Consider the following 11,801-nt stretch of genomic DNA (forward strand, 5'->3'; position numbering starts at 1 on the left):
CCCCGGATGAAGATCGTCGCGTTGTCCTGCACGCAGAAGCGCCTCCCGTCGGTGACCGACGCGCTGCTCGAGGCGGCGATCACCGGCCTCCTCCGGGAGATCGGCGACGCGGAGGTCCAGCGGATCCGGTTGATCGACCACCGCATCGCGATGTGCGAAGGCGAGGACACCTGCCTCGATCCCGAGGTCGGCCGGTGCACGCTCGACGACGACTTCGAGCACGTCGTCGGTCTGGCCGACGGCGCGCAGGCGATGCTGCTCGCCATGCCGGTGTACGCGGGGAACGTGCCCGCGGTGCTGAAGATCTTCCAGGAACGCCTGAAGAGTTCCATGAACGACGCGCAACGCCCGTTCGGCGGCCTGCTGGTGGGGACGATCGTGCATTCGCGCACGATGCTGACCGAGCCCGCGCTGGGATCGTTGTCCCCGTGGTACCAGCGCCTGCGGAACAAGAACGTGGCGTCGGCGTGCTTCACCCAGAACGATCACCAGGACCTGACCCGCACCGCGGCGTTCGACCTGTGCGCGGCCGTGGGCAGGCAACTCGGCATGACGCTCGACATCGGCCGGTCGCCCGCCGAGCACCGCACGGCACTGCCGCTGCTTCAGCCACCGGCCCGTCCGCGGTGCGGTGACCCGGTCGCACCCTCGCCGGGGGCGTGAGGGGCGTCCGCGCGCCAGGTGCAGCCGTCGCCCGCCTGTTCGCACGACACCGCGACGCCCGGCTCCACGTAGCGGGTGGCGATGGCGGTGTTGAGTTCCTGGCAGTACCCGCACGGTGACGCGAACGTCAGCACGACACCGTTGCGGGCGGCCCGTTTGCGGTACCGGAGGATTCCGCAGTCGGCGTTGCGCAGGACGGTGCCCGAGGGCTGGGACTCACTGGTCACCACCGAGTCGTACAACAGGAGTTGGCGCTGCAACCGGGTCATGAAGTGGTCGGTGGCGGACACCCCGGCGGGCCGTTGCGCCCGCAGCAGTTCCGCGGTGATGCGGGAGTTCGCCTGGATCCACGCGGCCAGGCCCTCTTCGCCGTGCTCCCCCAGGATGAACTCCTCCGCGGCGGCCTGGGCCTCGAAGTACCGCTGGCGCCACAGGTCGACCTTCTCAGCCGGATCGAGGGGAACCGGATCGAGGGGAAGCGGTTCACCGGTCACGGTCCGCGTCCCCACCGGTGTCGCGGTCCAGCTCGGCGAAGACCTCCTGGGCGACGCGCAGCCCGTTGTTGGCGACCGGCCAGCCACCGTAGTAGGCGAGCTGGATGATGACCTCGACGACCTTCTCCCGCGACATCCCGAGGTGCAGCGCGGCACCGATGTGGCCGCGCAACTCCCAGTCGGTCCGCGCCAGCGCGACCGCGGTCAGCGCGATCAGCTCGCGCTCCTCGACGCTCAGGTGCGGACGGGTCCAGATCTCGCCGAACAGGTGGTCGACGGTGATCCGCAGGAACTCCGGGTAGGAGCCGGGGCGCGGTTCGCGGCCGAAGACCTGCTGGAACATGGCCTCACCCCGCTCGTGTCTGTCGGAGGGCTGGTTCACCGATCAACTCCTTTGTGTGGGCCGGGCGGTTGTCAACGTCCACGACGCCGCGAAGGCGACGACCAGCAGTGCGGCGCCACTGCCGAAGGCGGCGGGAAAACCGACCCGCTCGGCGATGATCCCGACGACGACCGGTCCGACCGCGGCGCCGACGTCGGTGCACATCGAGAAGACCGCGACGCCACTGCCCGCCCGGCCGGCGACGACGTCACCGATCAGCGCGGCCGGTGCGGCGTTGAGCAGTGCCGATCCCGCCGCGTACACGCTGAGCAGGACGACGAGCCAGACGTAGCTCTCCACGAACACCAGGGCTGTGATCGCCGCGGCGGCCACACCGGTGCCGGCGATCATGGCGGGTCGGCGTCCCGCCAGGTCGACGACCCGGCCTGCCGGCATGATCAGCAGCGCTTGGACGACGGCGGACACCGTGAACGCCCATCCGACCCACGTCACGTCGTACCGCCACGCCACGACCACCGCGGGGACCAGCGCGCTGCGCAGTCCGAACAGGACCCATCCCTGCGCCAACGCCGCCAGGCAGGCCACCAGGTAGCGCCGGTCCCGCAGCAGGACCGGTAGCCGGACCACCTCGCGGCCGGACTCCGCGCCCGCGGTCCGGCCGGGGCGGAACACCACCAGGGTCAGCACCGCCGCGGCCAGCAGCAGCGCGGTGTACGCCAGGAACGGCGCGGACAGGGCGATGTGGGCGAGGAGACCGCCCAGTGCCGGTCCGCAGATCCCGCCGAGCAGGAAGCCCGCCTCGAACACCGCGCCCGCCCGGCCCCGCCGGTCGGCGGGCGCGATCGCCAGGAGCGTCGCCAGTGCGGACACCGAGAACAGCACCGAGCCGACGCCGCCGAGACCGCGGAACACCAGCAGTTGCCCGTAAGACCCGGCGAACGCCGTCAGGGCCGAGGAGACCGCGCACAGCAGCAGGCCCGCGACCAGGACCCGCCGGTCCCCGAAGCGGACTCCGAGCCTGCCGCAGAACGGGCTGGTGGCCAGCCGCATCACCGCGAACAGGGCGACGAGCGCTCCGACCTGGGCCGGCCCGGCCCCGAACGTCGCCGCGTACACCGGGAGCACCGGGAGCACCAGTCCCAGGCCCAGCATGACGCAGCCACCGACGACGCTGAGGACGTAGACCTCGCGGGGGAGGCTCGACTGGGCGGCGGCAACTGGTGGGGCGGTGCCGGGGCCGGTCGCCATCACTGCCCGATCACAGGATGATGCTGAGCTTCCCGTGCTCGTACAGCGTCTCGTGGTCGAGCACCACGACCCGTCGCCGGACCCGGAACGACCCGCCCTCGGCGACGAGCTCGAACCGGTACTTCGCGACGTAGGCGTCGGAGCGCCCGTGCCCGAACCGGTGCACGACGACGTTCGCCGCCACGTCGAGGTGCGTGCCCCGATCGGTCAGGACCTCCACGTTGGTGATCATCCGATTCGTCCGCGACCGGGGGTTCTCGCACCACACCTCGCCGTTGAGGAGTTGTTCGATCCGCTGGCGCAGCCGGGCGGCGTCGTCGTCGATGAGCCCGAGCGCGTCGGCCGTCCCGCCGCGGACGTCGGTCGCGGGCACGGAGTAGCGGACGTCGTCGGTCAGCATCTCGTCGTACCACTCGAGCAGGCGCCACTCGTCGAGCAACCGCGCCTCGCGGAAGAGGAACTGGCTCACCCGGTGCCACAACCGCACCCCGGCCGCTTCGTCGACGGTCAGTTCGGCGGTCATCGCGGTTCCGCCCCTTCCACGTCGGCCCGGTGGGCGACCTCGACGTGACCGTCGTCGTCGTGCATCAGCCGGTCCCACTGCCGCCAGAACTCGCGGGCGGGAAGCTCGTCGGTGGTCTCCGGGACCTCCTTGCCCATGCCGCGGGACAGATCCGAATAGCGGACCGTGCGGTTGAGGTAACCCCGTTGGCACGACTCGACGATCTCGATGTCGTCGGGGGTGGCGAAGCCCGCGGGGCCGAGGAACGTCAGGTAGTGGCTCTTGCGGAGTTCCCGGATGTCCGGGTCCTCGTCCTTGGGGGCCAGGGCGACCGAGGTGATGGCCATCTGCCCCGCCCCGACCGGGTCGATCTTGCGGATCGTGATCGCGATCGCGTCGATGATCATCAGGTTGGGGAAGATCAGCACCGCGCGATTGGTGCCGGTGATCCGTTCGGCGCGTTCGGCGCCGAACCGGTCGACGAACCGCGCCGCCGTCGCCTCCATCCGCGGCCGGACCTCGGGGCCGAACATCGGCGTCCAGTAGGCGAGCGGTCGGGCTGCCGCCGGTGGCAGCTCGTTGGCCGCGTGCCCCAGTCCGAGGGCGCAGCCGAAGCCGCCTCGTCGTCGTGGTGGCACCGACCCCAGCGACTCCATGTAGCCGACGTAGCGCTTGTGCAGGGCCCGGAAGTGGTAGATGTCGACGCTGTTCTCCATCATGAGCTTCCAGTTGGCCCGAGCCCCGTGGAGTTGCGCGCCCTGGATCACCTCCATCCCGACGTCGGACTGGTCGTCGATCAGGTCGAGGTAGTCCTTCGCGCCCGCCAGGTACTCGGGCAGGGTCCGCGGCTGCTCCGGATCGAAGGTGGTGAACACGAAACCGCGGTAGCTGTCACTGCGGTGCCGCGCCAGGCCGAAGTCCGCCTTCCGGAAGCCCGGCCCGTACCCGTCCGGGATCGGGACGCCGACCAGGTCGCCGTGGTTGGAGAACGTCCAGTCGTGGTAGGGACATCGGAACGATCTCGTCTGCCCCGACGGCTGCGAGCAGATCAGGGCCCCGCGGTGGGTGCAGCTGTTCGCGAAGACCCGGATCACCCCGTCGGACCCGCGCGCCATGACCACCGGGCGCCCGCCGACGTCGCGCGCCACGTAGGAGCCCGGCTCCGGCACCTCCGATTCGTGCCCGACGTACAACCAGCAGCGATCGAAGATCCTGGTCATCTCCTGCGCGGCCAGGTCGTCGTCGGTGTAGGCGCGGCGATCCACCCGGAACGAGAGGCGTTCGAGGTCGTCGACCACGATCGGTTCGCCCACCGGCCGCTGCAGTTCGATCGTCACTGCTCCACCTTTCGTCGTAGCGAGTCGACCGTGCTGATGACCAGCTCCGCCGTGCGCGCGGCGGAATCGCCGCACTCCGGCTGCGCGGCGCGCAACCGGGCCCGGTAGTCCTTGGCGGGGTCGAGCAGATCGGTGACGGCGTCGGCGACCGCCTGCTCGGTGGCGCCCGCGGGCTCCAGCGCCGTCCCGAAACCCGCGCTGGTCACGAAGTGCGCCTGCACGGGCTGGTCCACGGCCAGCGGGATCACCAGCATCGGTGTCGCCGCCCGGATCGACTCCGCGACCGAGTTGTACCCGCCATGGGTGATGAACACGTCGGCGCGCTCGAGCACCTCGCGTTGCGGGAGGTAAGGGGCGGTGAGCACTTCGGCGGGCAGCGCGAGTTCTTCGGCGAGGTCCCCCACCGCGGCGATCACCTGCGCACCGGTCGCCACCGCCCCGGTGATCACCGTGCGCAGCAGGTCCGGTCGCCGGTAGAAGATCGTGCCGAAGGAGACGAGCACGACGGGCCGGTCGGGGTCGATCCGATCCAGGCCCGCGAAGGCGACCTCGTCACCGCGGGCCCCCGCCGCACCCGGCAACCCGACCAGCCGCACGCCGTCGTCGGTGACCGCGTCGTCCCCGACGAGAGCGGGAATCGACGGCATCAGGTTGAGGATCGGCGAACGCGCCGAATGGGTTCGGGTCGACCACAGCACACCGTGCCCGGTCAGGTAGTCGCCGACCTGCTCGTCGTACGACCAGCGACCTCGTCGGTGCTCGCTCGGGCACACGCCGCCCAGGTTGGCCCAGATCATCCCGTACGGCACACCGGACGCGTGTGCGCCGACGATGGCCGACGCCGTGACCGGCAGCGAATCGACGAGCACGAAGTCCGGCGCCAACTCACGGAGCGCGTCGGCCGTCCGGTCCGCCACCGGCGACGATTCGAGCATCGGACCGATCTTCGCCGGGTCGCCGCTCCACGGCGCCATCTCGACCTGCCCGACCTCGTGGACCCGCGCCTCGCCCAGGGCTTGACGACGCTGCTCGTCGAGCACGCCGCCGTCCGCGGACAACAGCAGCAGGTCGACCTCGCTGCCGGCAGCTCGGAGCGCGTTGACCACCGGGATGTACGGGTTCAGATGACCGTGCTGGGTCGTGGTGAGGAGGGCGACGCGCATCAGATCTCCGATACATGAGAACAAGACGACCAGGCCGATTCGGGATCTGGCTCTGAATGCACCACAGCAGCACGACCGCGACGCTCTCGCCTTCGGAAATGGGTCAAGACGGCGACGCGCGGACTCCACCCCCGGACAGGCGAAAAAGTCCGGCAGGCAAAAGACCATCGACGTCCGAGAGCCGCTGAAAGGCTCTACGCATTCTCCATTACCGTCAAAGAGGCATATCGATCGACACTACTCGGAACAACCGGACCCACCACCTGCTCCCAAACAGTTCCGCGAACCTGCCGAGACGTGCGACCGATGTCAATGCCCCACAACTGCGGCTGCGAACACCTTGCTGGACGCTACCAGGGTCTGTCAAACATCTGACTTCGGATCTCTCCGGGATTACGGCCTTTTGCCGGACAGGGGCGATGAACTGGGGTCGGACCACCCCTTCCGCTGAATGGCGCTGGGCGGTGGAGCCGAAGCGGTCGAGGCCGAGGAATGCGAACGACCGGAGTTGCATCAAAATCCGATGCATTCGGAGATCGCCTTGCGCCCCGGTTCCGGTGGACCAGGATTCTTGATCGGGCAATTCGATTCGACAATGGCGAAGACCGGTTCACGCGACGAGGTCGTCCAAGCACCGGTCGCGGCGGCCCGGCCAGGTCACTCCGGGCCGGGCTTCGGTCTGCCGGTCACCGCGTCGAGTGCGGCCTGCACGCTCTCGGCGCGCTCGGGCAAGTCGATGGCCCGCCACAACTCGACCGCCAAGCCCAGGTGGAGCCGGGCCGCGGCGGTGTCGTCAAGTTGGCTTTCCAACTCGCCGAGCCGTTGCCAGCACGCGGCCTCGTTGCTGCGGTCGCCGTTGAGCCGGAAGACGTGCGCCGCGCGCTGGAGGGCCGAATCCGCCCGTACGCGGTCACCTAGTTCCGCGTAGATCACACCGAGCCGTTGATCGGTGTAGGCGCCGCAGCGCTCGTCGCTGATCTCGTTGAAGATCGTCAGCGCCTCGATGAGGTCGCGCAGGGCTGCGGGTGTGTCGCCGGTTCCCTGGTGGTAGCGGCTGAACGTGCGGAGGATCACCGCCTGCCGGTGCCGGTCGCCGAGTCGGCGGGCGATCCGCAGGCCGTCCTCGATCCACCGACCGGCGTCGTCCGCGCCCTGTTCGAAACCGATGATGCCGATCGCGGTGCGGATCTGCGCTTCCCCCTGCCGGTGCCCGGCGGCCACCAGGTGGACGAGCGCGTCCTTGTCCCTCGTCAGCGCCATGTCGAGGTCGCCGCGGACGCGGTGCACAGTGGCCAGGCTCGCCAACGCGAGTCCTTCGCCCCGGCGATCGCCGACCTCCCGGTACAGCTCAAGGCACCGGTTCAGGTCCTGCTGGGCTTCGTCCATCTCGTCGAGGTAGATGTGCACCTGGCCGAGCCCTTGCAGCAGAGCCGCCGCACCGCGGGTGTTGCCGGCTCCGCTGATGGCCTCCAGCGCGATGTGGTGGCTGCGGTTCCAGTCCTGGTAGAGGCTGCGGTGGTCGTAGTAGGGCACCGCGGCGATCGCCAGCTCCCAGGCCTGCTCGGTCAGACCCCAGTCCGCCGCGAGCTGGATCGCGCGCAGCAGCGTCCACGCCGCAGGTGTCGTCGTGAACAAGTACTCCGAGCGCAGCGGGTCGGTCGGGCGGAGCAGGAGGGTTCGTCCTGCATGTCCCCATGCCCTTGACGGCCCTGCCCAAGCGCTGCCGGGCGCTGTCCACAATCGACACTTCCGCCCGCCGCACACCCTGCGCGGGTGACGAGCCGCCGTCCCGACCAGCGCGCACCGACGGCCGAGGAACCTGTCCGAACGCTGTCGATCCCCGGCTTCGCGATCGGCGCCATCCCCATGCCCCCGACAACGTGCGCGCGGTACCTGCCACAAGTCGAATCCGCCCATTCCCATGCGCCACGCGCATAGTGCGCATCCCCGATCCGCGTTGGCGGGCGGGCCCACCGGTCGGCAGGCTTGATCACGTACTCCCGTCCACCGCAGGACGGAGGTCATCGTCCTTCGAGGACTCTCCTGCCACCGCGTTCGAAAGGCCCCGTTTTGACGACACTGCTCCGCCGCGCCACGCTCGGCGCCGGCGCCCTCACGACGGCTGCCGTGCTCGCGGCCTCCTCGCTCCTCCCCGCCGTGGCGGCCGATCGCGGGTACCACGGCGGCAGTGGGACCCCCACCCGCGTGGACCTGCCCGCCGGCTTCCCGCCCGAGTCCATCGCGATCGAGCACGGGATCGCGTACCTCGGGTCCCGTGCCGACGGCGACATCTACGCGCTCGACCTCGCGACCGGCCGGGGAGAGGTGATCAGCCAGGGGCCGGGGACGCAGTCGCTCGGGTTGGCGATCGACAGCCGCGCGCACCGGTTGTACGTCGCGGGCGGGGTGGCGGGCGACGCGCGGGTGGTCGACCTGCGCACCGGCGCGGTGCTGGCCTCCTACCAGCTGGTCCCGAAGGGCACGCCCGCGTTCATCAACGACGTGCTGCTGGCCGAGCGCGGGGCGGTGTTCACCGACTCGGTCCACGACGTCCTGTACCGGCTCCAGGACGGGCGGGTCGAACGGGTGCCGCTGAGCGGCGAGTGGGTGGAGACGCCGGAGTACAACGCCAACGGCATCACGACCACCCCCGACGGCCGGGCCCTGCTGGTCGTGAACTCCACCACCGGCGAGCTCTTCCGCGTCGAGCACGACGGCCGGGCGGCCAAGGTCGACCTCGGGGGCCGGACCTTCACCCACCCCGACGGCCTGTTCCGCGAAGGCCGCACCCTCTACGCCGTGCAGAACGCCGCCAACGCGGTCGCCGTCGTCCACCTCGACCGGTCCGGCACCAGCGGCTCGGTCGTGAAAACCCTCACCTCGGAAGGATTCGACGTGCCCACCGCGACCGCCCGCTCCAACGACTGGCTCTACGTCACCAACGCCCGGTTCCAGGTGCCGGTGTCGTCCACCACCGAGTACTGGCTGACCGCGCTCCGCGTCGGCGCGCGGTCGTCCTGACCTGGTCGACAGCCCGTCCACCGCGCCGGTCAGGTGGGTCAACGGCGATGGTCGCCAAGCTGGCCCGCTGATCGCGGGGAGTGCGGCATCCGTTCCCGGTGTCGCACTCCCCCGACGTGCGCGGCACGACCGCGCTCGGCCGCCCTCGGCAATCCCGGCCGTCGAACGGGACGACCTCGTCGGGGGAACCCGGCTACCCGGTCCGGCCTACCCGCAGGTCCGAGTAGTCCGGCAACGGCCAGTCCCCGCCGCGGTCCTCCTTCGCGAACCGGGCCGCGAGTTCGGGGAGTCGGAGGAAGCTGCCCACCGCGCCCAGGGTCAGCAGGGCGTTGATCCCGAGCCTGCCCTCCGGGAACCCGAATCGCAGGATCTTCGGGTTGACCCTGGCCTGGATGTTGTCGACGAAGGGCTGGAGCGTCGCCCGGTAGTTCGCGAACGCCGTCGGGATGCTGCCGGGGTTCCGGTTGATCTCGCCCGCCAGGACGTAGGCGCCGACCAGTGCCGCGGACGTCCCCATGCCGCTGTAGGGCGACGAGCAGTAGCCGGCGTCCCCGACGAGGGCGACGCGCCCTTCGGACCAGGTCGGGATCCGGACCTGGGTGACCTCCTGGGAGTAGAAGAACCCGGCCTCCTCCATACCCGCGAGGAACCTCCCGGCCTGCCACCCGGCGTCGCGGAACCTGTCGGCCCAGAAGCGCTTCTGCTCGTCGACCGGTCGGCGGTGGATCGCGGCGGCCTCCTCGGACTCGTCCCACATCGCGAAGTAGACCTGGGTCTCGGTGGCGTTGTGGCTCCGCCGCATGATCATGCGGCGGCCGGGCGGGTTGTAGGTCTCCCTGAGGTCGCTGTCGGTCGCGTCGCGCGGAACGAACCAGTACGCCATGTGGATCCCCACGGGCCGGTACGGGTCGGGGCCGCCGGCGGGCAGGAGGTCCCGGCGGACGCGCGACCCCTGGCCGTCCGCTCCGATCAGGACGTCGAACTCGTCGGAGGTCCCGTCGGAGAAGCGCGCGACCACCCGGTCCTCGTCCTGCTCGAAGCTCTCGACCTCGACCCCGAAGACGAACCGGGCGTCGTCCTTCGTCGCGTTGTGGAGGACGCGCACCAGGTCCCCGCGCATGATCTCGTACTCGGACGTCAGGGTCTGCCGGCCCTTCCCCGAGGTGTTCGCCATGACGGCGCCCCACCTCCTGCCCCGCGCGTCCACGAACGCCACGCCCGGCTCGTGCACGAGTTCGTCCTTCACGGCGTCGAGCAGACCCATGCGTTCGATCGCCTCGATGCCCTGCCCGCGCAGGTCGACCTGCGCCCCGGTCGCGCGCAGCGCCGGGAAGCGCTCCACCACCACGACCTCGTGACCACCTCGTCCGAGCCAGTAGGCCACCGCCTGTCCGGCGATGCCGCCGCCGCAGACGAGGACCTTCAACGAAGACCTGGATGTCGCGTCCATGTGCTCCCCTTTCAGTGATAGGTAACCGACGCCCAGCATCACCTATCACTGATAGGTCGTCAAGGCCTATCAGTGATAGGCTGTCGACGTGATGAAGTTGGACCGCGAGACCATCGTGAGCGAGGCGCTCGCCCTCCTCGACGAACTGGGGCTCGACGCGGTGAGCACCAGGCAGCTGGCGAAACGCCTTGGCGTGGAACAACCTTCGCTCTACTGGCACTTCCGCAACAAGGCGTCGCTGCTCGACGCCATGGCGGAGGCCGCCATGCTCGGCCACGCGACGGCTCCCCTGCCGACGCCGTCGGACGACTGGCGCGACTGGCTCGTGGAGAACTCGCACAGCTTCCGGCGGGCGCTGCTGGCACATCGCGACGGCGCGCGCCTCCACGCCGGAACCACCCCCCAGGGCGTGGACTTCTCGCGCGCCCTCCACAAGTTCGACTTCCTGGTCTCCGCGGGGCTGCCCGAACACGACGCGCGGGTCGCGATGCTCACCACCAGCCACTTCACCGTCGGCAGCGTGCTGGAGGAGCAGGCGGACGCCGGGGACGACAGCCACGAGGGGCCCCGCCTGGACCGGGCGGAGGCGTTCGAAGCGGGACTCGCGCTGATCGTCGAAGGTCTTGTCCAGCGCGCCGGCCACCTCTCGAACCGACCCCGCTGACACTCCGGGCCCCCATCGGAGGAGGACGAGCGGGCGTCGTGCGGAGCAGCACCGCGCCACCGTCCGCAAGGCATCGCGAAAGCGCTTTCCCCGGACTACGCTCGAATCGAGGTCCCCTGTGGAACTCTCCGATGATCCTGGTCAGCGCGGACCCGAGGGAGCTACCGACGTGGTCGAGTCGCACGACATCGCCCGCCCGCCCGCCGAACTCAGCGCGGCCCTCGCGGCCATCGGCAGCGCGACGGCCAGCGCCGAGCTCAGCCGCATGGGCATCCGCAGCGCGTTCATCCGCGGCCCGGTTTCGGCGACCCCCGGCGTGTGCGTGGCGGGCCCGGCGCTGACGCTGCAGTTCCTGCCGAAGCGGGAGGACCTCTACCCCGTCGACGAGTACGCCGAGCCGGAGAAGCAGCTGCACCGGCACGTCATGTACCACGCCCAGCCCGGCGACATGATCGTCGTCGACGCGCGCGGTGACATGAGCAGCGGCGTGTTCGGCGAGATGATGCTGACCTACTTCAAGGGTCGCGGTGGCGCCGGTGTGGTGGTCGACGGGTGCCTGCGCGACATCGGCGAGGCCAAGAAGCTCGGTCTCGGGCTGTGGATCCGTGGTGCAACGCCGAACTTCCACGCCCAGACCGACATCGTCCCGGCCGCCGTCAACGTGCCGGTGGCGTGCGGCGGCACGCTCGTCGAGCCGGGCGACATCGTCGTCGCCGACGACGACGGGGCGGTCGTGGTGCCGATCAAGCTCGCGCCCGCCCTGCTGGCCGCCGCCCAGGAGCACGCGGAGTGGGAGGAGTTCTCCCGGATCCGGCTGGCCGAGGGCGGCGACCTGCGGCTGTACTACCCGTTGTCGGACGCGGCCCGGCCCGAGTACGAGCGGTGGCGTGCCGGGCAGGGCCCGTCCTGACGAGGG

General features: G+C 70.4%; 12 protein-coding genes. 4 read left to right on the plus strand and 8 right to left on the minus strand.

Annotation, left to right across the window (positions count from 1 at the left end):
* The first annotated feature begins 6 nt into the window (after positions 1 to 6).
* Positions 7 to 663: a flavodoxin family protein gene (locus RM788_RS02645; RefSeq protein ID WP_315929852.1), complete on the plus strand. Its 657-nt coding sequence runs from the start codon at positions 7 to 9 to the stop codon at positions 661 to 663.
* Here the strand turns inward: RM788_RS02645 and RM788_RS02650 are convergent.
* The 7 genes from RM788_RS02650 to RM788_RS02680 form a co-directional block, all read right to left on the minus strand.
* On the minus strand, positions 606 to 1,157 hold the full coding sequence (locus RM788_RS02650; RefSeq protein ID WP_315929854.1) for a hypothetical protein: 552 nt from the start codon (positions 1,155 to 1,157) through the stop codon (positions 606 to 608). The genes RM788_RS02645 and RM788_RS02650 overlap by 58 nt on opposite strands.
* On the minus strand, positions 1,147 to 1,539 hold the full coding sequence (locus RM788_RS02655) for a carboxymuconolactone decarboxylase family protein (protein ID WP_315929856.1): 393 nt from the start codon (positions 1,537 to 1,539) through the stop codon (positions 1,147 to 1,149). Before RM788_RS02655 ends, RM788_RS02650 begins: the two co-directional genes overlap by 11 nt.
* A gap of 3 nt (positions 1,540 to 1,542) precedes the next feature.
* Positions 1,543 to 2,748 (minus strand): MFS transporter, encoded by a 1,206-nt coding sequence (locus RM788_RS02660; protein ID WP_315929857.1) that lies wholly within the window; start codon positions 2,746 to 2,748, stop codon positions 1,543 to 1,545.
* A gap of 10 nt (positions 2,749 to 2,758) precedes the next feature.
* Positions 2,759 to 3,271 (minus strand): aromatic-ring-hydroxylating dioxygenase subunit beta, encoded by a 513-nt coding sequence (locus RM788_RS02665; RefSeq protein ID WP_315929859.1) that lies wholly within the window; start codon positions 3,269 to 3,271, stop codon positions 2,759 to 2,761.
* The gene (locus RM788_RS02670; RefSeq protein WP_315929860.1) at positions 3,268 to 4,587 is read right to left on the minus strand and encodes an aromatic ring-hydroxylating oxygenase subunit alpha; all 1,320 of its coding nucleotides are present in this window, start codon (positions 4,585 to 4,587) and stop codon (positions 3,268 to 3,270) included. The genes RM788_RS02665 and RM788_RS02670 overlap by 4 nt, the downstream gene beginning before the upstream one ends.
* The gene (locus RM788_RS02675; protein WP_315929861.1) at positions 4,584 to 5,750 is read right to left on the minus strand and encodes a glycosyltransferase; all 1,167 of its coding nucleotides are present in this window, start codon (positions 5,748 to 5,750) and stop codon (positions 4,584 to 4,586) included. The genes RM788_RS02670 and RM788_RS02675 overlap by 4 nt, the downstream gene beginning before the upstream one ends.
* Positions 5,751 to 6,407: 657 nt before the next feature.
* The gene (locus RM788_RS02680; RefSeq protein WP_315929863.1) at positions 6,408 to 7,385 is read right to left on the minus strand and encodes a tetratricopeptide repeat protein; all 978 of its coding nucleotides are present in this window, start codon (positions 7,383 to 7,385) and stop codon (positions 6,408 to 6,410) included.
* A gap of 435 nt (positions 7,386 to 7,820) precedes the next feature.
* Here RM788_RS02680 and RM788_RS02685 point away from each other — a divergent pair, with 435 nt between their 5' ends.
* Positions 7,821 to 8,771, plus strand: a complete 951-nt coding sequence (locus tag RM788_RS02685) for an SMP-30/gluconolactonase/LRE family protein (RefSeq protein WP_315929864.1) — start codon at positions 7,821 to 7,823, stop codon at positions 8,769 to 8,771.
* A gap of 193 nt (positions 8,772 to 8,964) precedes the next feature.
* Here RM788_RS02685 and RM788_RS02690 read toward each other — a convergent pair whose 3' ends face one another.
* On the minus strand, positions 8,965 to 10,221 hold the full coding sequence (locus RM788_RS02690) for an FAD-dependent monooxygenase (RefSeq protein WP_315929865.1): 1,257 nt from the start codon (positions 10,219 to 10,221) through the stop codon (positions 8,965 to 8,967).
* Positions 10,222 to 10,312: 91 nt separating this feature from the next.
* On the opposite strand from RM788_RS02690, the gene RM788_RS02695 reads away from it, so the two are divergent.
* Together RM788_RS02695 and RM788_RS02700 are read left to right on the plus strand one after the other, a co-directional pair.
* On the plus strand, positions 10,313 to 10,885 hold the full coding sequence (locus RM788_RS02695; protein ID WP_315934966.1) for a TetR/AcrR family transcriptional regulator C-terminal domain-containing protein: 573 nt from the start codon (positions 10,313 to 10,315) through the stop codon (positions 10,883 to 10,885).
* 169 nt (positions 10,886 to 11,054) lie between these two features.
* The gene (locus tag RM788_RS02700) at positions 11,055 to 11,795 is read left to right on the plus strand and encodes a ribonuclease activity regulator RraA (RefSeq protein ID WP_315929866.1); all 741 of its coding nucleotides are present in this window, start codon (positions 11,055 to 11,057) and stop codon (positions 11,793 to 11,795) included.
* Positions 11,796 to 11,801: the final 6 nt, after the last annotated feature.

The sequence above is a fragment of the Umezawaea sp. Da 62-37 genome (assembly GCF_032460545.1).
In the GTDB taxonomy this organism is placed as follows: domain Bacteria; phylum Actinomycetota; class Actinomycetes; order Mycobacteriales; family Pseudonocardiaceae; genus Umezawaea.